We start from the raw sequence: 22,807 nt of genomic DNA on the forward strand, positions 1-22,807 counted from the left end.
TCACGCTTTGTCTCGGATGATTCACTTTTACCCCCTCAATCCGCGTATGTGCCAGTTGGGGGTGCGGAATGTGGGTTGTAAAGAGATGGCTGTTGGTTCTGATTGCGCGCTAAAACCGCCTCTACAAGTCTCGAATATATCAGAACGATCGAGGTTTTGCGATCGCGCTTTAAAATCCCGAACCGGGTTGTCTCAGAAACTCGGCTTCTTCGGGGGTTGTTTCGCGTCCGAGAATTTGATTGCGGTGGGGAAATCTCCCAAAACGCTCGATTATTTCTAAATGCTTCATCGCGTATTCAATGAGTGAATCGCTGTCAGGTTCGCCGCTGAGTTGGCTAAATAGTTCGACTGATTTTTGCTGGTTTTCTAAGTTTTCGCTGTGTTCAAAAGGCAGATAAATAAACAATTTTTGTACAGTCAGCAATTCGCGATCGAAGTTATGATTAACAGCGTATTCGGCGGTGGCTAAAGCTTTGTTGTCTGTGGCGAATGCTTGAGGCGTTCCGCGAAACATATTACGCGGAAATTGATCGAGCAGTATAATTAATGCGAGGCAATTTTCGGGGGAATCGTGCCATGAGTCGAGTTTACCGGAGGCAGCTAGTTCGTATTGTTGCAGAAATCGCGAGCGCACTTGGGCATCAAAATCCGCATCTTTTTCAAACCATTTCTTGTGGACTTTGCCAAACTCAGGAGAGTGCGATCGACCAAACCAAAAATCTAAAACTTCATTCATTAGCAATCTAGTAGGCGATTGATTATTAATTAAAGCTTCTGTGTCTGTAGTTGCACAAAATGCGCTATCTGTCCAACTACAAATCCAGGGATTAATTATTACCAAAGATGACTTCACCCAAACACAGTTACTTGCTTTCCGAGGCTATCGAGGATCGAGAAAAAAAATTAGATTACAGAGTTTAAGCTTCCAGATTCATCTGTTATCGAGTAAATCTAAAATCTAAAATCTAAAATCTAAAATCGACTGACTTAGAAACCTTTGTTGTCCGGTGCTTAAAGTTACAAACTAGCAAACAGTCTGTCCCAAGTTTTGCCTCCCACAACTCCGTCTACAGGAATATCCGCTTGTCGCTGAAATCTTTTCACTGCATTTTCGGTTGTCGGGCCGAAAACGCCATCAATTACGATCGGGTGTGCGGACAAGCCCCGCGCGTTCAACAACTTTTGCAGTTTCTTCACATCTGCCCCTTTCGAGCCACATTTTAAAATCCTTTTATGGTGTCTCACTACTGGTTGATGGCAATCATCTGTGTGGCAAACTGCGGAGCTCGCTGCATAGTTGGCTCTACTTGTGCCCGTCAGAACTAATAGACCGAGAATTGCTAGTAAATAATAAAAAGTCTGTGTTCCCGCCATACTTTCCCTGTTAATTTTCTCAAGCGTTTTTTGCAAGTTGGACGATTGTTTGAGAGTGAGAAACCGGGTTTCTGGGATGGGTGCATCCAATCTCGATTCACCTGGTTTCTGGCAACAGTCAACCGACATTCTACAATATAAGTGGCTTTACTGCAAAATCTCCGATCGTGCAAGTTAAATTTTGTTGCTCTTTGGTAGCAGCAAAGGTAACAATTACTTCGCAGGCAACTGCAACTGTCAGCATTACCAAGTTTCTCGCCAGCGGGTAATCGCAAACGTCATCATTCGCCGCTGAAGGAACCCGATAGTGTTGGTTCCAAATTATTTCCGAGTAATCGGCAGCTAATCCGACGTGCACGCAGGGAAGGGAGACACTCGCACAGTAATCCTTGACTGCTTGCCGCCCGACACTGTTATCAAAAGTATCGATGACTGTGGCGCTGACAGCAAGCAGCCGATCGGCATTTGCGGGTGTCAATTCTTTTGAGTGCGCGTCAATGCTGACTCCCAAGGCGCGGTACAGGTTGTTGGCGAGAATTTTGGCTTTGAATGCGCCGATGTCCGATCGATAATAGGGTTGAGTGGAAAGGTTGCGTTCCTCGATGCGATCGCGATCGATGACTTTTAACTGACAAAAGCCCGATCGCGCCAGACTTTCTGTAATATTCGCACCCAAAGCGCCCGCGCCGCACACCGTTACCGGGAAATTTTTGATCTGCGACATCACGGCGGCACTTCTGTAAAGTTGTTCGTGAAAAAATATACTCATGGTCAGTAGGCAGTAGGCAGTAGGCAGTAGTCTGTAGTCATTATTTTTTATCTATTTTCAACTACTCCAACTAATGATTGCAAGTCGAAGTCTTTGTCCAATCCGCTGAGACAAATGCCAGCACTCATAACAGTCAAGTCATTTTTGGCGATCGCAGAAGTGTGATGTTCTCCGGTTCCGCTAGTCCATTCAACCAGCCAATAATTTTCGCGATCGAAAAAATCCCGCAATTCACCGCCGCCCATTTTCAACGCCCGCTGCAAGCGCTTTTCTTCCCGCACTTTCGGATCGAAATCTTTAATATTTCGGGACACCAATTGGTAAACAGTTCGCATTTCCGGCGTCATCCCTTTAAAGCGAACTTCTTGAGGCAAAATCAACTTTTTTAAAGCTGCTTTCAATTCCTCAGACGGCAGCGGATCGGCGCGCCTGTCAATCTCTTCAAACCACAAACAATGACCGTCCCAGCGCGCAACAATCGGCTCAAACTGCGAACCTTCTGTTACTAAATGGACTGGTACGGGTTTCGCAACACCTGTGCGCTGTTTAGCATCAGATTCGTTCACAGGATAAGCCAGCCATGTTTGCCCTTGCAGCACGTAAGCCAAGTGCAAGCGAACGGGGAGGAGGAGTTGCAAATACTCGGCCACTTGCGGCAAACTCGGCTCCTCAATTACCGCAGCAATTTTCTCATTTACTGGCGCAAAAATAGCCCATCCTTCAAAGTTGCGTGGCTGCGGTTGAAAAGTATAAACCATTGAGCTAACTCTTATCCGCACGCTTCCCCCGCGCACGCAGGGAGCCAGGAATTGGGTATCGAGTAGCTGCCCTTCTTCGGCCGCAAGTTGGCTGAGAATTCTGCGAATATCTGCCAATGGATTGACCTCCTTAATCTTACTTGTTTTACAGAACGCACTTTTAATTTAAGCCAATAAAAAGAATTGTAAACACTCTTGACACGAAGGAATATCCTAATATAATATTGAGCGAGGATAGAATTTTAACCTTGTAAATATCTCAAGTAAATATGCTGCCAAAGCTTTTTTCTAAGTTGGTTGTAGTGACAGCTCTGACACTTCCTATTTTGGGGTCAGCCCAGGTAGCTAAAGCTCAGACCACCTATGGAGCTACTGCTTATTCTGCGACTTCTGGCGCCACTGGTATTAGTTGGAATCATGATTCACAGAGAGGAGCACTAAACGCAGCAGTAGCCGCCTGCAATGAAGAATCAGGAGGTGCTGACGACTGCGAAGCGCTGACCTATAATACCGATAATTGTGGAGCGATCGCATTAGGCGAAGGAGGAGCAGGTGCGGGCTGGGGTGACGACAAATCAGCAGCAGAAGCTCAAGCTCTCGCCGCTTGCAGCGAACTAGAGGGTGGCCGTTGTAAAGTGAAGCTTTCAGCTTGCAACGAATAATTAAACTGATAAAGATCGGTCGGAGTTGTTTATATTTTCGCTGGTAAAACAGCTTATAAAATGGTAAGTGTAAAGTGCTCTTCGGCGCACCTTCCACTTACCATTCGGCTAAAAGTAGGGTGCTATCAGAGCGCACCTTACAGTTAATCTCCTACTTCGGAAGTAACTGCATCGGGTGGCAGCAAACTTTCTAATCTATCTTTAGACCAGTATTCAGTAGGATAAGCGAGTGCAATAATATCAGAGAGTCGAATCAGCCACGTAACTTGTCCGTAAGCATCGATATTTTCCGCCTGTTCGTTAGGGGGAACTATCACCAAAAGTTCCGCAAACTCCCCGAACAAATTAATCGGGATGCCGCCGAAACTGCTATTATTTGTTTTAATCCAAACTTTGCTGCCTCGATCGAGAGCTTCTTGGAGTCTGGCGCAAAGCAAACTGGATTTTTTGACCTGGGATTTTTTGGCTTTCGACTTTTTTCCCATAGTTTTAAGAAGTTAAAGTAGTTGTATTGTGGGTTGCACAGTTCGTTAGACAGTGGGTTGAGATTTAGTGCGCTCCTCTTCGTTGGCGTAGCCCCCGTAGGGGCGGGCTTTCCTTCGGATCGCGAAAGCTAACGCTAACGCGGTTGGGTATTGAAACGGACAAAAGGAAAAAGGGATCTCGCCCCCTCGCTACCCCATTACTCTAGTCTATAAGAAAGTGCTGTACTGCGATCGTAATAACAATTTAATCGCCAAATCGGGAAATGACACCAGCTCAAAAAAAAATGCCACAGTCGCCAAACCCCAAACCCTGGTTGTCATCAGTGATTCCCAATCTAAAATCTCAAATCTAAAATGGTATTACCTGCCGTATCATGTTACACAATCAGTCAACAAGGCCCGTGTTTCCACTGTGCCCAAATGCAGTATAATCGGCGGAATCTTCCCAAATCGTTTAAGTAAAACAATGGACTGGCGAAACCTCCTTCATCCAAAGCCGAAAACTTTAACAAGTCAACCAGCGCCGCCAGAAACTCGATTATCTGTAGAATTTTTGCTGGGACTCTTTGCTGCGGGATGGACTCAACAGCAGGTTTTAGAGAAATATCCTGCACTCACTGCGGAAGAGTTGCGCGCTGCTTTGGCTGGTGCGGATTCCCAGTTAGTGTCATCCATCGCTAATCCAGAATTACAAGCAATTATCGCTCAAACTAGAGAATAATTGAAAATCGGGAAAAACTGGCAAAATTAAAACTTCAATTTTCTTCTTGCTCACTTGAATCAATTTCTCTTGGTTTAGTCACAAGTGCTAATCCTGCGAGAATCTGTCGGACTCGTTTTAGAGAGAGTTTGCCAATTTTATCTGTCAACAAAGCCTTATCTACTGTAAAAACTTGAGACACATTCACTACGCTTTGTTCTGCTAGATCTGCTTCTCCTGCTTCAAGCAATACATTACCTATCGCCCTAGCTCGTCTGAGATTAGTAGTCAATGCACAAACAATAACAGTTCTGATTTGAGAAATGTTCAGGACATCGTTTTGAATCACGACATAAGGACGAATATAGCCAGGTTCCGAACCTATCGGTTGTCCCAAATCTATCCAGTAGATATCCCCCTGACAAATTACCATTATGTTTATGTGAATTGTCGCTGATGCTGACGCATTCCCTCTAGCATAGCTTGCTCTGACGGATCTAGTCCATCTGCATAAGCATCATTGATACTGTCTAGCAGTTGTCGATCGCGAGCGGTTTGCAAGCAGTCACTAGCGATCGCTACCTGATTTTCAGTATCATCCTCTTCATCAAGCCCAAATTTTTGGCAAATTTCATCAAGTGTCTGAGGTTGAACAACTCTTGCTTTAGCTCTCTTTAATGCAGTCAGCAAACGAGTTGCATTAACGGGCGCTCGCAGCAAATAAAGAGTTTCTAGCAAACTTTCTAATTCGGCCTTAGAAATCAAAATCGCATTTTTGCCGTTAGGTCTAGTAATAACTATTACTTCCCCAGTTTCAACAGCCCGATCGCAGAGATTTTCTAAATTTGCTTCAGCATCAGTGTATGTAATCTCATTTGACATACAATAATTTTAACTCCCACTAAATTTGCGAGCATTGCCCGCCAGCTTAACTGACGAGCTATACTCGATTATATCACTTATCATCCCTCACAGGCAGCGACGTATCCAGAATTTCCATCAACAATTCCAGCCGCGAAGGACGGCTCAACATCGGCACTAAATTCGGCAAGGAGTAGTAATCTCCCGCAAACGTAAAGGTTTCTACCGATACTTGTTTGTCCTTCAATTGCTTCTGGACATATTCGCACCAAGCGCCAACTCGCACAATCACAACATCAGGATTTACCCCCAAACTGCGGCAGTAATTCTGATAAGCATCTGCAAAATAAGGTGCAGCGTTTTCGCCTTCATCTGTTACCATAATGAATTGCTCGACAACCTGCTTTTTAATCCGCATTGCTTCCACCGCGCAACCGCAACTTGTGCCGCCGCCACCGCGAATGTGCTTGAAAGCGCGTTCCCAGTCTGTCAATTCGCTGCCATTTGCTTGCACTGGATACGGCATCGTGTCAAAGGCATAAACGAACAGTGCAGCCTCGGAAATGCCGGAAATCAAAGCAGCCAGACGCTTCCCAACTTCGATCGCACTTTCCATACTTCCCGACTTGTCAATCAACAAACCAGTTGCTTTCGCAATCTTGCCGCGCTTCTTCACCTGTTCGTTTGTCACCGCTTCCAGCTTCACCGCCGTTGCTGCGTCGAAGTTTGCGCCCGCGCCCGCAACACTCGCTTTGTAAGCAGAAACCCGATCGCACTTTGCCGCTTCATCCAACTTCGAGTCAATCAACTGCTTGACTTCGGCGTGTTCCATCGCCCCGCGCGACTGAATCGATTTCAAATTGTTGATAACTTCCTGCGGCGACATCGAGTTAATCAGCGCAGCCAAAACCGTTGGCGTTAGCTGTTTGATCGCACCAACTGCGATCGTATACGGAATCTTGTACTCCACAATCAAATTCGCCTGTTCCGCAGGTGTCGCGGCTTTTGCCAACTGCTTCAAAACGAATGCCAGAGAGTCTTCCGGCGGATTGTCTTTAAACAGAATAGCATTAGCGCGATCGCTCGGCTTGACGTGCAGCGTTGCGTACAAATGCTTCATCGCTTTGCGGTTGCGGATGGCGGCGCGATCGAAAAACTGCGGATTCTTTTCCCGCGATTTCAGATAGCGAGTGACAGCAGTGCGCGCGCTGCGGGGAACCTTATTCTGGTGCTGCTTCATAAAGTCCACAATCCGCGAAACCTCGTAGGGAGGGAACTCTTGCAGCATCATAAAACCGGCATCTCGGTGTTCCGTCAGCGCCGAAGTCAGCAAATTTCCGGCAAAAACTTCCTTGTGATCGCGCACGTCGCCGTGACGTTGATACCACACTGCTAAATGACCGTAAAATATTGGGTCTAATTCGATAATTAACTTGTGAATTTCTGCTACTTTTTCTAATTGGCGGTGAGGAGTTGTGAGCAGGCTGTTGAGCATTTCCAAACGTAAATCGCGCTCTGCTGTATTCATATTCATTGGTGTTACCTTCCTATTCGATTTTGGATTTTGGATTTGAGAAGTATTCAAAATCGGTGGTTGGCAGTTGTTGCACGCTAGCGAGTGAAATTTAAAAATCACCGCGCAAGTTTGGGGAGCTTTTTTTAGTAAACCTATGGCTAAACCTAATAGGGTCTGTATGTAAGCTCTCGCGATTGGGGCGCGGCAATAACTGCTAGTGAAAATTATTTGAGGGAAGCTGTTTCTAATTCTATCGCTCTCAAATCTGGTTCAACCCAGTTAATTCGAGCTTCCCAAGACATCAGGCGATCGCGCGTGTAGTAGCGAAATGGTAAAGTGTGTGAAGCGGAGCTATCCCGTAGGGAATCGGCATATTTTGCAATCAAACCGTTAGCCAAATGTACGATCGACCGATTTTGACTTTCATCGGCGAGATACCGACGAATAGTTCGCACCCAAAACAGCGTTAGCGTTTCGTGATACCCGCTGTTTTGTGTGATTTCAATTCCTTGAACCGAGTTGTAAAGTTTAATCCCATTGCGAATCGCATTTATCGCTTCTTGCTCCGAGTCATAACACAGATACCACAGGGCAACGGTTAAATGTGCTTCGTGCGTCCATTGACTTCGCGACAGGTTGCATTCTTGGAAGGCATGAATCAGACTGTCTATCTCCTTGGGCGAGCGGTAAATGGCCAGTCTTTTTCTCATGGCTAATACCCAATTTATTCTTGAGGACGGAACTCTTCAATACAAACAGGATTATTTAATTATTATCCTGAATTAACAACCGAATCTTATCGCATTAAAAGTCACTTCGCGCAAGTTAAGAAAGCCGTTGTTCATACGCAGGAGTAGCACCTACGACTTCTATTTTCAGAGAAATGCCCAATCAAGAGCTAGTATGTAGGCTTCCTTTGTTGGGGCGCGAAGTGGAACTTTTAAGCGCCGGATAGATATAAAAAATTCAGCTATAAAAGGCAGCGCACAAGTCAGAGAAGCTTTAGCCTCGCGGCAAGTAGGAATTGAACCTACAATTCGATTTTAAGTCGAACGTATCCAGTTTGTAAGCTTCTTTTTTTAGGGTGCGCTGCCTAATACGTGCTTTAAGTGAATTTCTAGCCGTAAACGGCTTCTGGGCGAACAATTAAATCGCCGCTGGGACGGCGATCCAGAACGTAAGACTCGAAGCGAGATCCTTTGACATCAAAATGATTTGCCAGACGTTCCTTAATAGCCTTGTCGCTCATTCCTGCCGCGATACCCAGTTGGTCTTCGGCCAGATCGTAGGAACGTCCTTCAAAACGAATGTGAACCATTACCGATACCTCCTAGAGCAATTTTGGATTTTGGATTAGTAGCTTATCTGCTCTCGAATTTGGCTTTTTGTGAGACGCGGGCAAATTGCCAGTATCGGTAAAGATTCACGAAATCTGATAATCTTTACTGAAAGAAGCGCCGTTCTAAATGATAAGCTTGTTTAATTTTGCGGATTTCCTCAGCCTTTTTGGTTGATTGAAATCTGGCTGAACTTGTCTGTTCTGAATCCGCATGAAATTCGTTGAAATTAGACTGATTTCGTACAACATCTGACTCGGTTCGAGTCAATTTGTAACCGAACAGTCTCGTATAAAGTAACAACATGACAATCGAGTCTCTATTGCAAGACTTTTAAATTGATCTTCATTGAAATTTTGAGCAATATTCAGTTGTCAAGGTTCAGAATTTGCACGAAAAATACAGGTTTTTGCTTGTCCTGCGCTTTCCATATTTATATACTACAGACGTAATACACAGTTGTCAAGGGGGTCGGGAAAGTTTTTTAGATAAAACTTACACGAGTGGCGAGAAACCGGGTTTTTTCACGAAAATATTTCGTTGGTACCCGTAGATCCGGTAAAAAACCCGGTTTCTTGGGTGGGAGTGCGATCGCCCGCTGTAACATCAATCAAACATCCTTAACATAAGAAATGCTGTCGCGAATATTGTGGAAGCCAGCAGACTCGTAAAGACGCAATGCACCTGATGAATTTTCAGCATCGACGCCGATAATAGCAGTAGCCACACCGGCAGCTTTCAGTCGATGCAAACCAGCGAGCAACATTGCTCGTCCCAATCCCATTTTGCGGAAGCCACGCCTAGTGCCGAGACAAGCAATCCAGCCTTCATTGCGCCCGGTACGATCGCACTCTTCCACACTAATCTTGCAGTAACAAAAAGCGACAAATGTGCCGTCATCAGCAACAGCAATCAAGTCTAAATCATTTCTGTAATCGGGTTTAGCTAACTCGTGCTTAAATTTATCCACCGTTAAATCGTGATGATTCCAGTGATCTATAAACGACTGGTTGAACATTTCTACCCAAGCTGCCGCATCCTGTTCGCCGGGGAATTGACGCAGGGCGAAACCTTCGGGGAAGTGCGGTTCTGGGATCGGTTCAGAGAGCGATCGCGCCATTCGGCAAAAATAGCGATCGACCTTAAAACCGCAACTTGTCAGCACAGAAATGCGATCGCAATCCTCAGCGCGAGCGTAGGTTCGCAGCTTCACGCGCCCGCCCCGCATCGCAGACACCTCGCGCATCCGCACTTCACCCCAGGCGATCGCGGCTGCTTCGACATCGCCTCCGCGCGCGTAGGGGTGAACGCGAAACCACAGCCAACCGTCAATTACTTCCCCTGGTTCAGAAATCCACAACCGAGCGAAACCGATTAATTTTCCCTCCGCATCTTCCCAAAGGCGGATATCGCGGGCTTTGTCTAGGGACGGTGCGTTAAATTCTTGTTGCAATTCCGAGATGGAAGTACCTTCATCGAGCCGATCGACTTTTTCGCAAGTATTGATTAAATGGGCGATCGCATCTAAATCGCGATCGCCCGCATAGCAGCGCGCCGAGAGATTTGCCATCATAGCTAATCACCATTCCCTGTTGTTATTCAGTTTAAAAATAGCTTGGGCGATCGCACTTTTATCGATCGACTCGCCCCAATGCTCGATCGGCATTAAAAATCCGACAAGGCAAACACCCCGGCGCATCGAACCGCTACAGCAGTTGACTGCACTCGTGAGTTTGGATAAATTCAGGTTCAGGATTTGGGATGGGAGTAGAAGGACTTGAACCTTCGACCTTGAGATTAAGAGTCACCTGCTCTAACCAACTGAGCTATACTCCCGCATCTAGAATAGTATAACATACTATTTTAATTTTCGCATATTTCACCTTTTTTATTAAGTTGTGTGGTTACTGCGTGCTTCAGAGTGTAACTAATATATCCAATCGCTCCCTTGGTTAGAGATTTGCGATCGACCTTTTTATTTGTTAGCGGACAGTTTCGCAGCAGCAGCCATTTTATCGCGCTGCGCCCGCATCCCTACAGACGATCGGAGCAAAGCGCGATCGGTACTCGGAAAGAGGATAAGCTGATGTCAACTAAACATGACTGCTTGAAATGGCTGACAAAGAAGAGACTGCTGTGATCAAAGTCACAGTTCCCAAGCGTTTGCACGAAAAACTGAGAAACATCTCCCAGCAGACAGGAGTTCCTATGTCCACTCTGCTAGTCATGGCGGCTATCAAGGAATACAACCTCGTGGAGGAAACTGAAACTAAGTAACCATTAGTATACTTTAAGTACCCTTGAAAGGTACTATATGGTACAATCCAGGAATAGTCAACCCTGGAGGTGTGCTTGTGACTCAAGATGAACTCGAAGCCCTTGTCGATGAACTCGGCTTAGTGTCAGTCGTCAGCCTGCTGGCAAATATCTGCCACAACAAAGCCCGACAAACCTTGTGCCTGAAAGGACAAGGGGCTACTCCTTATACCGCTTGGAACAGCAATGGCTTCTTGCTGAAGCAGTTGATGACCAGACTGCGGCCAATCGGCAGCTACGATCGCGATTTAGACCTCAAGAACAACTGAGGTTCTGAGGTTCAACCCGTGCAAGTGCGTAAAGCATTGGTTTTAGTCGGTTAACAGCCGAGTATGTATGCTTTAACTGTTAGGGCACGGGTTGAAACTCTTCGATTTGGACTTGAACCTTGAATGGAGAGGACGGGACTCGAACCCGCATCAATCGACAGCAACTTTCAGGAAACGCGCTTCCTTACTGCCCGCCAGCAGACGGGAACTGCCCCCATCTCGGACTGTTAATTCCTTTCAGTGCCTCCGCAACCCGCTGCCAGTTTGCGTTTCCAGGGAACGTCGCGAAGCAACTTTTTACCCTACTCAACAAACCCGATCGTCCTTTTGGGAGCCGCTTTTCCAAAGTTTTTACGGTGCCATTCCACTTAGGCGACCTCCCCATAATTTTGCTCAGTATATGAGAGCAAAGCTCGTGAAAAAATCAACCATTATCCTCCATTATTTATATATAAAATCTTAAGCAATCCACCGGAGAGGTACGGCCCCTCCTATCTCTGCGTTATCAGCACAGTGCCGTACTTTCTGGCTCCCGGTGGTCAAAAGGAAGATGAAGGAATCGAACCCTTACAGTTACCTGTACCCCAGTTTTCAAGACTGGTTGCCAACCATTTAGCGGCATCTTCCGAGGGGTATCTGACGGGAATTGAACCCGCTATTACTGGTTCCACAAACCAGCGCCGCTACCACTTTGGCTTCAGACACCGCAGTGGAATCAAGGAGAATTGAACTCCTAACCTCTTGCGTGCAAGGCAAGCGCTCTACCAATTGAGCTATGACCCCGTTTTTGCTGGATCGTGGTCGGACTCGAACCGACATTTTCCTAGCAGCGAACTAGGTGCTTTACCAATTAAGCTACAAACCCAAATTTGGTGGATTGCGATCGGATTTGAACCGATATCTTTCTAACAGCCAGTTAGATGCTTTACCAATTAAGCTACGAACCCATTCAACAGGAGCGGTAGGACTTGAACCCACAACATTCGAGGTAGAAGCTCGACACTCTATCCTGTTGAGTTACGCTCCCATGTTTTTTGTTAATGCGCGATTCCCTACGGGATAGCTGCGCCGCGCGTACTTTCCGTGCAAGTTATCAGAGCATTGCGTTTTCTCAGTTACTAGAGGGACTCCGCCGATGAGTTATTACACACTCTTTAAAGGATGGCTACTTTCAAGCCAACCTGCCGGGTTCAATGCACTCCTCGTTCTCAAACGCCCGCTGATTTTGACAGCGTTACCTTTCCTCTCGTACTAAAGTATGTAGGCTCCAAAGATAGGGACACGCAAAGGGCGATCGCTCTTACTATAAAAAATTATCCATTCAATGGAATCAACCTCCTTAAATTAAAGCAAAAACAACGAGAGTGGTAGGACTCGAACCCACAACATCCGCGTCCGTTAGCGAAGCGTGCGCGGTAGCGCATAGCGCGGCGCTCTATCCATTGAGCTACACTCCCATAAATTGGTAGTCCTGACAGGAGATTACCCCGCGTCTGCTTGTAAGGCAAACGCTCTACCCTCGAAGCTCAGGACTACAAAAGCGGATGATGGGACTCGAACCCATGCGCTGAGAATGGCATACTCAGATGCTAGCCGCTACATGACATCCGCAAACCGATTTTAGATGGGAAATTTGAGATTTTGGATTGAAAAAACCTCTCGTTTAGCCAAGCGGATAACGAGGCTCGAACTCGTGCCTAGAGTTTGGAAGACTCGAATGCTACCGTTACACCATATCCGCAATTAGTTTAGCGATTGTATCTCTTTAACCTCAACATACAGCCTTTACAAAATTGTCAAGTAAGTTTGCGTTGGACTGATGGGTAAAGTTACTAATCGCTGATTTTTTAAATCTAATTCAATTCCCAGGGCTTCTAGAGGAATCACGCCTAATAAAGGATTCATACCTCCGGGCAATTCCAAACACTCAAACGTGCCTTCGCGTCCTACTAAAGAAATTTTAGCATCCTGAAAAATTCTGGCTTTACCAATGCCATTAGCAGTCTCTACATCCACTTCTTTGAGCAATTCTAAACCGAGTTGTGCAATGATACTTGCAGGCAAACACAATGTTGTTGCACCTGTATCAACTAGCACATTATTTAGAGTGACTGAACGGATTTGGTCGGAAGGCATAAATCCTCTGGCTGCGACATTTTGATCGGCGCGGTTAGTCACGGTGAGTGTGGTAATAATTTTTCCCATTGAGGTGTTGTCAGTTGCTAGCATAGTTTAACCTTGAACTACTCAACCTCAATTATGACAAGTTTTTGGAAAAATGAGTGCGATCGCCATTAGTAATTTGCTAAACTAGGAGCGGAGATAAAACACATGAAACTTATACTTACAGCACCCAATTCCCAACTATTCGCCGCATTCCAAGAGCATTTTTTCTACCTACCCAATGTCGAAATTACCAACAAACGTTTCGAGGATTTAACCGAGTATGACTGTTTGGTTAGTCCCGCCAATTCATTTGGCATGATGGATGGCGGTATCGATGCAGCCATTGTTGATTTTTTCGGTCATTCTCTAATGGTTAGGGTTCAGGATCATATCTTGGAAGACTATCTAGGCGAACAACCAGTTGGCACGTCATTTATCATCGAAACTCACCATCCCAAACATCCTTTTATCGCTCATACTCCCACCATGCGCGTACCGATGTCTGTCGTAGGAACAGACGTTCCGTATGTGGCAATGTGGGCTATGCTATTAACAATTCGGCGCTACAATCGACACGCAAAACGTAAAATTGAGAGTGTCGTTTGTCCGGGTTTAGGAACGGGTATAGGCAGAGTTCCTTATCGTGAAGCCGCGCGGCAAATGGCTCTGGCTTACGATTATTTTGTGTATCCCACGCCGTATGTCAACTGTTTTGTTGCAGCAGAAAGACAACTGCAAATTTGGGAAGGGGGCGATCGCAATCCTGCTTAAAGAGCGATCGTATTTTCCCAAGCAGGTGACAGGAGTTGAACCTGCAAGAAAGCTTTACAAGAGCCTCATGTTGCCAATTACATCACACCTGCATTTTTGGTGGCGGGGGCAGGAGTTGAACCTGCTATTAAGAGGCTTATGAGACCTCCAAGCCTACCCAGGCTACTTCACCCGCGATGTCACCAAATACCCCTGACTGGCATCGAACCAGCACTAACTAGATCCTAAATCTAGCGCCTCTACCGATTGGGCTACAGGGGCAAAACCGATTTGAGATTTGAGGTTTGAGATTTGAGATTGAATAAAACCTCATACCCCTGACAGGCCTCGAACCTGCAAAAAACACTCGTTTTGAGCGAGTGATGTTTTCCAATTACACCACAGGGGTAAAGTCGGGATGGTTGGATTTGAACCAACGACTCCATGCTCCCAAAGCATGGCTTCTGGCCGCTGAATTACATCCCGTTCATGCTCCGGGTGAGACTCGAACTCACAATCAAAATCAAACAGATTTTAAGTCTGCCGCGTCTGCCAATTCCGCCACAGGAGCAAGTAGAAACGTAGTGGAAAATTTGGTACTCCTGGTAAGATTTGAACTCACACAACACAATTTTTGAAATTGCGGCCTCTGCCAATTGGGCTACAGGAGTGTAATTGCTCTGCTTTGGTAATAGCAGAACTGGGAAGGCAGGGATCGAACCTGCATTTTTCCGCTTTCAAAGAGCGGTGCCATACCGATTAGGCGACTTCCCAATAATTGGGTGCCGGGGTAGGCTTTGAACCTACAGAAACTCCTATTTCAGAGATAGGCGACTTTACCAATTTGTCTACCCGGCAATTTAAAAAATGGCTGCCCCAGTAGGACTCGAACCTACAACCTAGCGGTTAACAACCGCTTGCTCTACCATTGAGCTATAAGGCAACGCAATCCCCCAAGTCAGTATCGAACTGACGCCCTCTTGTTCTTCAGACAAGCGCTCTACCAACTGAGCTATCGGGGGAAAACGGAGAAGGAGGGATTTGAACCCTCGACGGCTGTTAAACCGCTCTTTCTTAGCAGGAAAGCGCCTTAAGCCACTCGGCCACCTCTCCACACCGAGAACGGAGGGATTTGAACCCTCAATCTTCAGTTTTATTAACTGAGATGTTATCCGGCTACACCACGTTCTCAAGATTGCAACTGCATATTAAATACAGTTACAAATGGGTCGGGCTGGAATTGAACCAGCAACGCTTTAAGCTACTGTTTTACAGACAGCTACCCACGCCAATAGGAGGGCCGACCCAAGATAGAAATTTTGGTAGGTCGTCGAGGAATTGAACCTCGATCCATCCGCTTAAAAGGCGGCTGCAAAACCATTCTGCCAACGACCCACGAGAAGTGCTGACGGGAGTTGAACCCGCAATCACTTGGGTGAAAACCAAGCGGCTTAAACCATTTGCCTACAGCACTATAAATTGGCACAGGAACTGAGATTTGAACTCAGAATGCTGGTTTTGGAGACCAGAGTGTTGCCAGTTACACCATCCCTGCTTTTGGTGGCAGCGGCGGGATTTGCACCCGCATTGACCAAGGTATGAACTTGGCGCTTTACGATTAAGCTACGCTGCAATGTCACTTTCGCTTCGTTCCTTTTCAAAGTTCAAAAATTCAATCAAAAGACTGTTAGTTTAATCTTTTAATTTCTAATTTTTAATTTCTGATTGGGAACAGAGGTTAGGGCGGGATTTGAACCCGCGCAATTCGGTTTTGCAGACCGACGCCTTCAACCACTCGGCCACCTAACCTGGGAGTCCCGACGAGGTTTGCACTCGCAATCTTCACGCCAGAGGGGGAGACGGCTTGACTTTTGCCTACGGGACTTTGACCCCCGCCGAAAAACGGATACTTGCTTTCCCACAGGATGTGTGGATTTTAGACCCTAGTTCCAATTCCCAGATTCTTCTCCTGTAGAGTAAATCTAAAATCTAAAATCTAAAATCTAAAATCGACAAAACGGATACTTGCTTTCCGACAGGAGGTGTGGATTTTAGACCCTAGTTCCAGTTCCCAGATTCTTCTCCTGTGGAGTAAATCTAAAATCTAAAATCTAAAATCTAAAATCGACTGACGGGAGTAACGAGACTTGAACTCGCAACCTTTCGCTCGACAGGCGACTGCTCTGACCGATTGAGCTATACCCCCGCGAAAATGAACAATATTCTGTCCTTGAATTACTCAAGTTGGGACGGGGTGGCGGTTGATTCCGCGTACTACAACCCGATCGGGCTATTGTTGCCGGAGTCTACACCGCCGATGTCCACAATTATGTGACATGATTAACTTCCTATTCTGTTTTCAAGGTTCATATTGCTCGTGGGGTAAGGCTTTGAAGCTCTTTCCCCTTCGCCATACATTTATACTACATTGCGTAATACAAGACTGTCAAGGGGGTAATACAACTTTTTTTTAAATTGGGTTTTTCAATGGGGTGTCGATCGCTCCAACCAACCCTATGAATCCCCCAAAATCCTTATAAATCAAGAGATTTGGTGGCTAAACAGATGTTGTGGCTAAGGTAAATCTGATGCTGAAACTGTACTACACTCCAATGTCTCTGAATTCTCGCCGTCGCGCGAGGTGGCACTTCTGGAAAATGCGATAATCAGCTTTTAGATATCAAATACTACAAATCAAACGTTGTCTGAATTGCCCTTAACTCCCGTGTCCGCAACCACAGAACCAGATCGCCCAAACCTCCCTCACTGGCTACACTCGTTGGATACCTGTCCAAGTACCAACAGTTGGGCGATCGGCCGCGCGGCCCAACTCCACCACGGAGATGCAGTATTTACTAGGCGACAAACCAGCGGGCGCGGCCAACACGGGCGCACCTGGCACGCCCCAAGCGGTGTCTTGACTGTTAGTTTTGTACTCGACAACCTCAACCCCACTCTGTTGCCGGGGATCAGTTTAGCAGCGGGTTTAGCTGTGATTTACGCGATCGAAGATTTGGTTCCCGACTGTCGCGATATGCTGCGCCTGAAATGGCCAAACGATGTCTGGATCGATCGCCACAAATTAGCCGGAATTCTCTGCGAAGCTACTTCCGGCAATGCTTTGGGCAAAACTCGCGCCGTTGTGGGAATTGGACTCAACCGCTGCGTAGATTTCGCGGCTGCGGGATTGGATGAAAGTGCGATCGGCAATGCGATAAGCTTGCATTCTATTGCTAGTACAGTACCGGATGAACTGTGTTTGGTCGATCGACTGCGGCACTATTTACTCGAACTAGCCGATATGTTTTCTACCACAGACAAGCCAGCCTCCAAGTCCGGTTTAGCGCTACTTTTGCCGGAATTGCGCCGCCGCGATGCGTTGATTGGCTGCCCGGTGGCGATCGAACTTTCCTCGGAAACCATCTGCGGAGAAGCCGCCGGCATAGATGGATGCGGCCGCTTGTTAGTATGCTTGGCGGGCGATCGAATACAAGCCTTTACCTGCGGGCGAGTTCGATTAATTTAAGAGTCATTAGTCAGTAGTCATTAGTCAGTAGTCATTAGTCATTAGTCATTAGTCATTAGTCATTAGTCATATCCTGTCGATTACCCGCAATCAGGTAGGGGCGGGTTCACCAACAATACCTGCCAATAATTGACCATCTCAAAAACCCGCCCCGACCGGGATATTATGGTTAATCGATCGGACATGATATTAGTCATTAGTCATTAGTCATTAGGGAAAATGCCCAATTAACAATTCCCAATTAACAATTCCCAATTCCCAATTCCCAATTCCCAATTTTAATTGATCACCTCAAATACTACCAATCTGCTCAGCCACAGCGGTTGATTAGCCTCCACACCTTCGGGACGACCCTTAGTAGAAGCAACTTCTATTCTGTTGCCATTTATCCCTTGTCTAACCAAAATATTTTTCACATTTGTCGCCCTTTCCAGTGCCAACTTTTGAGTTTCTACCGGAGTGCTTTTAAAATCGCTGTAGCCAACTACCCTTAAATTCTTCGTGCGATTTTTATCCATATATTCCTTGACTTTGCTCAGCTTTTGTGCTACATCTTTCGCCTCCAAACTTGCCGAGCCTGCACCGAAATACACGCGAACTGGCATTATTATCTTTGGCGGCGGTGGAGTTCCTATTATCACTGTATTTGTTACAGACTTCACCCCCGGAATTTTCTCAAAAGCTTGAGTTATTTTCTGAGCATCTGGCACTTGGCTCACGCTGCCTGCAACGGCGACTTTTCCCTCTGCATAGCGAGCTGAGATATCAATGCTTTCTACTTTATTCAAAAGAGCTGCTGTCCGCTTGACATCGGCTTCTACTAAAACTGGATCGGGAGGTACTTCAACGGCTATAATTTTATTTTCAATTCTTGATTGTGGAGCCGCTTGCTGAGCGATTTTTTCCGCTTTCGATCGCAGATTTTGATTCGGCACTCGTCCCGAAATCTCCAATACTTTATCTTTAACATCTGCCACGAGGCGATAAACTGATAAATCGGGAGCAGATTGTAATGCTAAATTCGTATCTGCTTCTAAGCTCGCTGCAACTCCGCTGCGGTATTGATGAATTCCCCAAGGTACGCCAATTAAACCTAACGCTGCCAAACCGATCATGGGTACAATGGGTAGTTTAGGAGATTTAACTTTTACCTCTGTATCGATTAATTTTTGCAATTTCGAGTTTACTTCGGGTGGCACAGTTGCTGGATCGCCGTTAAATGACTGAATTTGAGCTCCGTATTCTAGAACAATATTGTTGAATATCGATCGCATTTTATACTTAAACCACTGGCGGGTTTCTCCTTGCATCACTACTGCTAGATAACACGAACCCGCTACTTCCAATACGATGGTAGATGTGCCGTATTCTATGGCATCAATTTCTGCAATATTTCCCGACTGAGATATGCAATCGTTGACAAAAGCCCGAATAGCAGTCAGCATCCCCGCTACCATGTCTGATTCTAGCTGTTCGCGTTCAGAGTGCTGCACTGCTGAAATTACTAATCCCGATTTTGCTTGAATTAAAAAAACAGCTTTAACACTCAGTGGTGTTGTTTCTTTCATCAGCAATTCTGCTTCAGAAATGCCCTGCAATTTGGATTTAATTTTGCGACTAATTCTCTCTGGACTTAAAGATGATTCGAGTTTTTCATTAATTTCCCGCATCATCTCGGCGATGTATTTCAAAATCGTGCTACCGATAATCGGATAAAGTGCATCCGACATTGCTTCTCGCTTGAGATGAATTTGCTGTTTGATAGCGGCGGCCATTTCCGGCGCGATCGCCATTGCAATTTCATCGGGCGATTCACTCATTCTGTGGCTGATTCCCACAGTCAGAGCCGGCGATATGGCTACTCCCATAGATTGTCTATTTTCTCGGGTTTTCGTATTAATTATTTCATCAATTATCGGACTTATGGTTTCGACAAATGATTTTCTCGACTCATTAATTGTTTGGAGCATCATTTCGGGAAACATGATTTTAATTCGGGCGATTAATTCTTCCCGATCGCCTCCCCATTCCGCATCAGTAATTTTGCGATCGAGTTCCCCTACTTTATCGTTGAGTCTGTAATTATAACTTACAACTTCATCTAACAATGGTAAAATAGATTCGATGACAGACTTTTGCAGTTGGGCGTGATGGCTAACCATCAGCTCGTCAATCAATGGTTTCAGTAAATCGGTAAACAAGTCTGTCGATTCATAAATCCGGTGTTCGATCGCCACAATCTGTTGTTCGATCTTCGCGAGTCTTTGATCGATCCTTTTATTCTGAATGATTGCATCGACAGCGGGGGCGATCGCAGATTCTATCTCTAGCTGGGCTTCCCCGATGTTTCGAGACAGCATTTCTACAATCACTGGCATTATTCTTGCCATCAACCCTTCTATCTCGGCTAAAACTTGCTGCTGAACTTCGAGAATCTTAGTTTCATTATTTAATATTTGTGCTGCAATACCGCTGTTTTGAATAGCCGTATTGACACCAGGCGCGATCGCCTCTCTCACCTCTAACTTTGTCTCCTCGATTTTCCGGTTCAGCGACTCAATCATTAACGGCATTAACCTTGCCATTATATCTTCCGGCTGCGTTTTTTGCTGTCGCTGAAGATTATTGAGTCTACTTTCTACGTCGCTCAATTTTCCTTGAACTTCTCTTTGAAGAATTGCTGATTCTATCAAAGGTTGGATCGTCGCTGCTACTTGTAGTTTTGATTCATCGATTTTCTGATTCAGCAAATCAGTTATTGCCGGCATTAGCATCGCCCTTATCTCTTCTGGCTTTTGAGTCGGCGAATGTTGCGTAGCCAGTCGGCTCTCGATGAGGCTCAATACTTTTTCTTCTATTTCTACCCAAGCTATTCTTACCTGTACTGAGGGGGCAACAGCTTCTACAACCTCTAACTTTAATTCACTAATTTTGCGGTTCAGCAAATCGCTAACTACTGGTACTAGCTGCTTGATTAAATCTTCCGGTTGCTGCTGGTAACGCTGCTGAATATTTGCAACTCTATCTTCAATTCTTACTACCTGTTCTTCAAGTCCGTTTTGATTGTGAATTACTTGATTGACTCTCGGTGCGATCGCCGAAGCTACCTCTAACTTAGACTCCTCTACCTTACGGTTTAGCAGATCGCCCACCACCGGCATCAGCCGTTGGATTAAGTGTTCTGTATTCGGCAGTGGCTGCTGGTTCAAGTTCGCAATTTGATTTTCCCAATCTGCTAATTTTGCCTCCAACTCTATCCGATTAATTTTATTATTGCTCGCGAGGTCGATCGCCTTTTTTAATTCAGACTTCAATTCGTCTAATTCTTCTCTCACTAACTCAGGAATTAACGGTTTCAGTAAAACCATCAATTCTTCTGGTTGAGACATCAGATTCTCAAAATTTTCTAACCTTTGTTCCACGCTCAAAACATTACTATAAAATTCCGGTAAATCCCTTTCAAACAGCAGTTGTTGCAACTGTTTAAACTGCTCTACTGCTTGTTCTAATTCTTCCTCCGAGGGGCGATTATTTTTGGCGACATTCCCGGCTATAGATAAATCGGGTTCCTCATTATTGTTTTCTCGTCTTTGAGAGGGGATCTCTTCATCGTTAGTTAATACTTCCGGTACAATACTCGGTGATTCGATCAGGAAAGACAATTGTTTGCGCCGATTTTCCTCATCCTCTAATCGCTGAACTGACTTTTCCGAAAGCGGTAATTTCAGCTCGCTTGGCTCTTTTTTGGATTTCTTTAATAACTGAAATTCAGTCAGTATGGTTAGCAATTCCTGAAGTTGCTCTCCAGCTTTAGAACTTGCCAGAGTTGCATCAGAAACCTCTTTTTCTGACTGATATATTTTGCCTGAATTATCATTAGATGCTGCCATACTGCGCTACCAATAGTTGATTTTAATCTACCGAAGGAAATTACCAGCTTGCTTGCCGCCTCACCCCAGCGAAAATCAATAGGAATGACACAATTGTTCCAAGCGTCAGGCGTACTAAAGCTATCGCCTTATTTTAACTGCTGTTCTGCGACTAGCCAACTGAGCCGCCAACTGCAATGCTGCCTTCATGCTGGAGGCATCTGCAATCCCTTGACCTACAATATCAAAAGCTGTGCCGTGATCGGGAGATGTGCGGACAAAAGGCAAGCCAATTGTAGTGTTGACTGCTTTATCGAAAGCCATCAATTTTACTGGAATCAACCCCTGGTCGTGGTACATTGCCAAGTAACCGTCGTGAGCTTCCTTGGCTAAACCGTACCAAACTTTAGCCGGTTTTACCCACAGGGTATCGGGGGGGACTGGCCCGTCTAACTGCACTTGAGGAAAGCGATCGCGCTGCGTTTCCAACCAAGGTATCATCCAGTCTTGCTCTTCATTTCCCAGTTTGCCATTTTCGCCGCTGTGAGGATTTAAGCCAGAAATCGCAATTTTCGGTCTTTCCAGCCCAAAATCTTCCCGCAAACAGTCTATCAGTAATTCTAGTTTTTCACTCAGTAATTCTGGAGTCAAAGCATCGGGGACTTGACGCAGGGAAATATGTGTGGTAGCCAGTAAAGTTACCAGCGTCCAGCCACTGTGGGGAGATGTGGCGGCAAACAGCATTCCGAACCGCTGCGATTTTGCCCTTTCTGCGAGAAGTTCTGTTTGTCCGGGATAATTGTAACCTGCCGCCTGCCAGCAAGTTTTGGAAATCGGGCCTGTGACGATGGCGGAGAATTCGCCGGCGATGGTACGGGCGATCGCACTTTCCATGTAAGCAAAGCTAGCCGCCCCGCTAGCTGCACTACCGACACCGGGGACAATTTCGCCCCACTTGCTGTCTGGTTCAATATCAATAATATTTAATGTTTCGGGATTTGCCGCTTCTGGGGCTGGATTGCTCGATCGCAACTTATCGTAAGTTTGCTGCAAAATTCTCTTAGATCCGAAAACCGTCACCATCAAAGCAGCAGCGGGATCTGCCAATGCCTTGAGAATCACTTCCGGGCCAATTCCCGCCGGATCTCCCAGAGTTACAGCTAGTTTTGATTCCCGATCGAGACTCAAGGCAGTTTTCTCCAACAAAATACAGGAATTTCGGCACTGAAATTTTAGCATTCCTGTACCTGGTTGCCCCAAATTATATTATCTTTATTTAATGCGATCGCCCAATTGGACATATATAATCATGAATCCTGAAATTTTCAATGCAGCCTTTTTGTCCTTTTCCCTAATTTTCGTGGGTATAGGTGGAGGCTTCCTCCTGCTCAAATTGCAAGGCGGCGAAGAATAAGTTTTTTTCAACCAATCCTTCAGAAGCCTTCTACC

Annotated in this window: 22 protein-coding genes and 29 tRNA genes; 8 read left to right on the forward strand and 43 right to left on the reverse strand. The window is 45.8% G+C overall.

The annotated features are described in order from the left end of the window. Positions 1–169: 169 nt before the first annotated feature. The 4 genes from QUB10_RS15495 to QUB10_RS15510 all read right to left on the reverse strand — a co-directional run bounded on the left by QUB10_RS15495 (position 170) and on the right by QUB10_RS15510 (position 3,018). Complete coding sequence (locus QUB10_RS15495; RefSeq protein ID WP_333203418.1) at positions 170–736, reverse strand: DUF924 family protein; 567 nt, start codon at positions 734–736, stop codon at positions 170–172. A 281-nt stretch (positions 737–1,017) separates the two neighbouring features. After that, positions 1,018–1,464: a peptidoglycan-binding domain-containing protein gene (locus tag QUB10_RS15500; RefSeq protein ID WP_333203420.1), complete on the reverse strand. Its 447-nt coding sequence runs from the start codon at positions 1,462–1,464 to the stop codon at positions 1,018–1,020. Positions 1,465–1,504: 40 nt separating this feature from the next. Next, positions 1,505–2,143, reverse strand: a complete 639-nt coding sequence (locus QUB10_RS15505; RefSeq protein ID WP_333203422.1) for a ThiF family adenylyltransferase — start codon at positions 2,141–2,143, stop codon at positions 1,505–1,507. Between the two features lie 47 nt (positions 2,144–2,190). Beyond that, the gene (locus tag QUB10_RS15510; protein ID WP_333203424.1) at positions 2,191–3,018 is read right to left on the reverse strand and encodes a hypothetical protein; all 828 of its coding nucleotides are present in this window, start codon (positions 3,016–3,018) and stop codon (positions 2,191–2,193) included. Between the two features lie 152 nt (positions 3,019–3,170). On the opposite strand from QUB10_RS15510, the gene QUB10_RS15515 reads away from it, so the two are divergent. Continuing rightward, the gene (locus QUB10_RS15515) at positions 3,171–3,563 is read left to right on the forward strand and encodes a DUF4189 domain-containing protein (RefSeq protein WP_333154439.1); all 393 of its coding nucleotides are present in this window, start codon (positions 3,171–3,173) and stop codon (positions 3,561–3,563) included. A gap of 143 nt (positions 3,564–3,706) precedes the next feature. Here the strand turns inward: QUB10_RS15515 and QUB10_RS15520 are convergent, their stop codons facing one another. Next, positions 3,707–4,048 carry a hypothetical protein gene (locus QUB10_RS15520; protein ID WP_333203426.1) on the reverse strand — a complete coding sequence of 114 codons (342 nt, stop codon included), beginning with the start codon at positions 4,046–4,048 and terminating at the stop codon, positions 3,707–3,709. 466 nt (positions 4,049–4,514) lie between these two features. Between QUB10_RS15520 and QUB10_RS15525 the strand changes: the two genes are divergently transcribed. Next, entirely contained in the window at positions 4,515–4,769 is a 255-nt protein-coding gene (locus tag QUB10_RS15525) for a DUF433 domain-containing protein (RefSeq protein ID WP_333203428.1), read from the forward strand. 34 nt (positions 4,770–4,803) lie between these two features. Here the strand turns inward: QUB10_RS15525 and QUB10_RS15530 are convergent, their stop codons facing one another. From QUB10_RS15530 to QUB10_RS15555, 6 genes are all read right to left on the reverse strand, one after another. Continuing rightward, complete coding sequence (locus tag QUB10_RS15530) at positions 4,804–5,181, reverse strand: type II toxin-antitoxin system PemK/MazF family toxin (RefSeq protein WP_333203430.1); 378 nt, start codon at positions 5,179–5,181, stop codon at positions 4,804–4,806. Between the two features lie 5 nt (positions 5,182–5,186). Then, complete coding sequence (locus QUB10_RS15535) at positions 5,187–5,630, reverse strand: type II toxin-antitoxin system prevent-host-death family antitoxin (RefSeq protein WP_333203432.1); 444 nt, start codon at positions 5,628–5,630, stop codon at positions 5,187–5,189. Between the two features lie 73 nt (positions 5,631–5,703). After that, positions 5,704–7,143 carry a hypothetical protein gene (locus QUB10_RS15540; RefSeq protein WP_333203434.1) on the reverse strand — a complete coding sequence of 480 codons (1,440 nt, stop codon included), beginning with the start codon at positions 7,141–7,143 and terminating at the stop codon, positions 5,704–5,706. A gap of 206 nt (positions 7,144–7,349) precedes the next feature. Continuing rightward, a complete protein-coding gene (locus tag QUB10_RS15545; RefSeq protein ID WP_333203436.1) occupies positions 7,350–7,835 on the reverse strand; it encodes a hypothetical protein in 486 nt (161 codons plus the stop codon). 407 nt (positions 7,836–8,242) lie between these two features. Further along, positions 8,243–8,443, reverse strand: coding sequence for a hypothetical protein (locus QUB10_RS15550; protein ID WP_333101629.1), 201 nt, complete (start codon positions 8,441–8,443; stop codon positions 8,243–8,245). Positions 8,444–9,072: 629 nt separating this feature from the next. Next, the gene (locus tag QUB10_RS15555; RefSeq protein WP_333203438.1) at positions 9,073–10,035 is read right to left on the reverse strand and encodes a GNAT family N-acetyltransferase; all 963 of its coding nucleotides are present in this window, start codon (positions 10,033–10,035) and stop codon (positions 9,073–9,075) included. A gap of 19 nt (positions 10,036–10,054) precedes the next feature. Here QUB10_RS15555 and QUB10_RS15560 point away from each other — a divergent pair, with 19 nt between their 5' ends. After that, on the forward strand, positions 10,055–10,243 hold the full coding sequence (locus QUB10_RS15560; protein WP_333203440.1) for a hypothetical protein: 189 nt from the start codon (positions 10,055–10,057) through the stop codon (positions 10,241–10,243). Here QUB10_RS15560 and QUB10_RS15565 read toward each other — a convergent pair. Next, a tRNA-Lys gene (locus QUB10_RS15565) sits at positions 10,225–10,298 on the reverse strand. The genes QUB10_RS15560 and QUB10_RS15565 overlap by 19 nt on opposite strands. A gap of 276 nt (positions 10,299–10,574) precedes the next feature. Here QUB10_RS15565 and QUB10_RS15570 point away from each other — a divergent pair. After that, positions 10,575–10,739, forward strand: coding sequence for a ribbon-helix-helix domain-containing protein (locus tag QUB10_RS15570; protein WP_333203442.1), 165 nt, complete (start codon positions 10,575–10,577; stop codon positions 10,737–10,739). 77 nt (positions 10,740–10,816) lie between these two features. Further along, a complete protein-coding gene (locus QUB10_RS15575; RefSeq protein ID WP_333033740.1) occupies positions 10,817–11,047 on the forward strand; it encodes a hypothetical protein in 231 nt (76 codons plus the stop codon). A gap of 544 nt (positions 11,048–11,591) precedes the next feature. Here the strand turns inward: QUB10_RS15575 and QUB10_RS15580 are convergent. The 10 genes from QUB10_RS15580 to QUB10_RS15625 all read right to left on the reverse strand — a co-directional run bounded on the left by QUB10_RS15580 (position 11,592) and on the right by QUB10_RS15625 (position 13,276). Then, positions 11,592–11,674, reverse strand: a tRNA-Ser gene (locus QUB10_RS15580). Positions 11,675–11,678: 4 nt separating this feature from the next. After that, positions 11,679–11,752 (reverse strand) — tRNA-His (locus tag QUB10_RS15585). 5 nt (positions 11,753–11,757) lie between these two features. Beyond that, positions 11,758–11,830: transfer RNA gene (locus QUB10_RS15590), tRNA-Ala, on the reverse strand. 8 nt (positions 11,831–11,838) lie between these two features. Beyond that, positions 11,839–11,912, reverse strand: a tRNA-Ala gene (locus QUB10_RS15595). A 5-nt stretch (positions 11,913–11,917) separates the two neighbouring features. Beyond that, positions 11,918–11,994 (reverse strand) — tRNA-Ala (locus QUB10_RS15600). Positions 11,995–12,000: 6 nt separating this feature from the next. Further along, positions 12,001–12,074: transfer RNA gene (locus tag QUB10_RS15605), tRNA-Arg, on the reverse strand. Between the two features lie 332 nt (positions 12,075–12,406). Beyond that, positions 12,407–12,504, reverse strand: a tRNA-OTHER gene (locus QUB10_RS15610). Positions 12,505–12,586: 82 nt separating this feature from the next. Continuing rightward, positions 12,587–12,658 (reverse strand) — tRNA-Gly (locus QUB10_RS15615). Between the two features lie 59 nt (positions 12,659–12,717). Continuing rightward, positions 12,718–12,788: transfer RNA gene (locus QUB10_RS15620), tRNA-Gly, on the reverse strand. A gap of 44 nt (positions 12,789–12,832) precedes the next feature. Next, positions 12,833–13,276 (reverse strand): retroviral-like aspartic protease family protein, encoded by a 444-nt coding sequence (locus QUB10_RS15625; protein WP_333101624.1) that lies wholly within the window; start codon positions 13,274–13,276, stop codon positions 12,833–12,835. A 102-nt stretch (positions 13,277–13,378) separates the two neighbouring features. Here QUB10_RS15625 and QUB10_RS15630 point away from each other — a divergent pair, with 102 nt between their 5' ends. Continuing rightward, positions 13,379–13,984, forward strand: coding sequence for a macro domain-containing protein (locus QUB10_RS15630; RefSeq protein ID WP_333203443.1), 606 nt, complete (start codon positions 13,379–13,381; stop codon positions 13,982–13,984). A 20-nt stretch (positions 13,985–14,004) separates the two neighbouring features. Here QUB10_RS15630 and QUB10_RS15635 read toward each other — a convergent pair. The 19 genes from QUB10_RS15635 to QUB10_RS15725 form a co-directional block, all read right to left on the reverse strand. Further along, positions 14,005–14,076, reverse strand: a tRNA-Thr gene (locus QUB10_RS15635). Positions 14,077–14,171: 95 nt separating this feature from the next. Further along, positions 14,172–14,245 (reverse strand) — tRNA-Leu (locus QUB10_RS15640). Between the two features lie 51 nt (positions 14,246–14,296). Then, positions 14,297–14,372, reverse strand: a tRNA-Leu gene (locus QUB10_RS15645). A gap of 4 nt (positions 14,373–14,376) precedes the next feature. Next, a tRNA-Pro gene (locus tag QUB10_RS15650) sits at positions 14,377–14,449 on the reverse strand. A 4-nt stretch (positions 14,450–14,453) separates the two neighbouring features. Further along, positions 14,454–14,534 (reverse strand) — tRNA-Leu (locus tag QUB10_RS15655). 23 nt (positions 14,535–14,557) lie between these two features. Continuing rightward, positions 14,558–14,634 (reverse strand) — tRNA-Leu (locus QUB10_RS15660). 29 nt (positions 14,635–14,663) lie between these two features. After that, a tRNA-Gln gene (locus tag QUB10_RS15665) sits at positions 14,664–14,737 on the reverse strand. A 5-nt stretch (positions 14,738–14,742) separates the two neighbouring features. After that, a tRNA-Gln gene (locus QUB10_RS15670) sits at positions 14,743–14,821 on the reverse strand. A gap of 10 nt (positions 14,822–14,831) precedes the next feature. After that, positions 14,832–14,906, reverse strand: a tRNA-Asn gene (locus QUB10_RS15675). Positions 14,907–14,912: 6 nt separating this feature from the next. Continuing rightward, positions 14,913–14,985, reverse strand: a tRNA-Phe gene (locus QUB10_RS15680). A gap of 4 nt (positions 14,986–14,989) precedes the next feature. After that, positions 14,990–15,076, reverse strand: a tRNA-Ser gene (locus tag QUB10_RS15685). Between the two features lie 4 nt (positions 15,077–15,080). Then, a tRNA-Tyr gene (locus QUB10_RS15690) sits at positions 15,081–15,154 on the reverse strand. A 34-nt stretch (positions 15,155–15,188) separates the two neighbouring features. Further along, positions 15,189–15,270 (reverse strand) — tRNA-Tyr (locus QUB10_RS15695). A 13-nt stretch (positions 15,271–15,283) separates the two neighbouring features. Next, positions 15,284–15,358 (reverse strand) — tRNA-Lys (locus tag QUB10_RS15700). A gap of 5 nt (positions 15,359–15,363) precedes the next feature. Further along, positions 15,364–15,437: transfer RNA gene (locus QUB10_RS15705), tRNA-Glu, on the reverse strand. A 6-nt stretch (positions 15,438–15,443) separates the two neighbouring features. After that, positions 15,444–15,518, reverse strand: a tRNA-Trp gene (locus QUB10_RS15710). Between the two features lie 3 nt (positions 15,519–15,521). Beyond that, positions 15,522–15,596: transfer RNA gene (locus tag QUB10_RS15715), tRNA-Met, on the reverse strand. Positions 15,597–15,698: 102 nt separating this feature from the next. Further along, a tRNA-Cys gene (locus QUB10_RS15720) sits at positions 15,699–15,772 on the reverse strand. A 323-nt stretch (positions 15,773–16,095) separates the two neighbouring features. Then, positions 16,096–16,169: transfer RNA gene (locus tag QUB10_RS15725), tRNA-Asp, on the reverse strand. Between the two features lie 519 nt (positions 16,170–16,688). Here QUB10_RS15725 and QUB10_RS15730 point away from each other — a divergent pair. Beyond that, entirely contained in the window at positions 16,689–17,489 is an 801-nt protein-coding gene (locus tag QUB10_RS15730) for a biotin--[acetyl-CoA-carboxylase] ligase (RefSeq protein WP_333203444.1), read from the forward strand. Between the two features lie 278 nt (positions 17,490–17,767). On the opposite strand, the gene QUB10_RS15735 is transcribed toward QUB10_RS15730, so the two are convergent. Both QUB10_RS15735 and pdxA read right to left on the reverse strand, forming a co-directional pair. Beyond that, a complete protein-coding gene (locus QUB10_RS15735; RefSeq protein ID WP_333203446.1) occupies positions 17,768–21,379 on the reverse strand; it encodes an OmpA family protein in 3,612 nt (1,203 codons plus the stop codon). Between the two features lie 120 nt (positions 21,380–21,499). After that, a complete protein-coding gene (gene pdxA, locus QUB10_RS15740; protein WP_333203448.1) occupies positions 21,500–22,597 on the reverse strand; it encodes a 4-hydroxythreonine-4-phosphate dehydrogenase PdxA in 1,098 nt (365 codons plus the stop codon). A gap of 70 nt (positions 22,598–22,667) precedes the next feature. Here pdxA and petM point away from each other — a divergent pair, with 70 nt between their 5' ends. Then, positions 22,668–22,772 (forward strand): cytochrome b6-f complex subunit PetM, encoded by a 105-nt coding sequence (gene petM, locus QUB10_RS15745; RefSeq protein WP_172189541.1) that lies wholly within the window; start codon positions 22,668–22,670, stop codon positions 22,770–22,772. The last annotated feature ends 35 nt before the right edge of the window (positions 22,773–22,807 follow it).

The sequence above is a fragment of the Microcoleus sp. B5-D4 genome (genome assembly GCF_036705145.1).
Lineage (GTDB): Bacteria > Cyanobacteriota > Cyanobacteriia > Cyanobacteriales > Microcoleaceae > Microcoleus.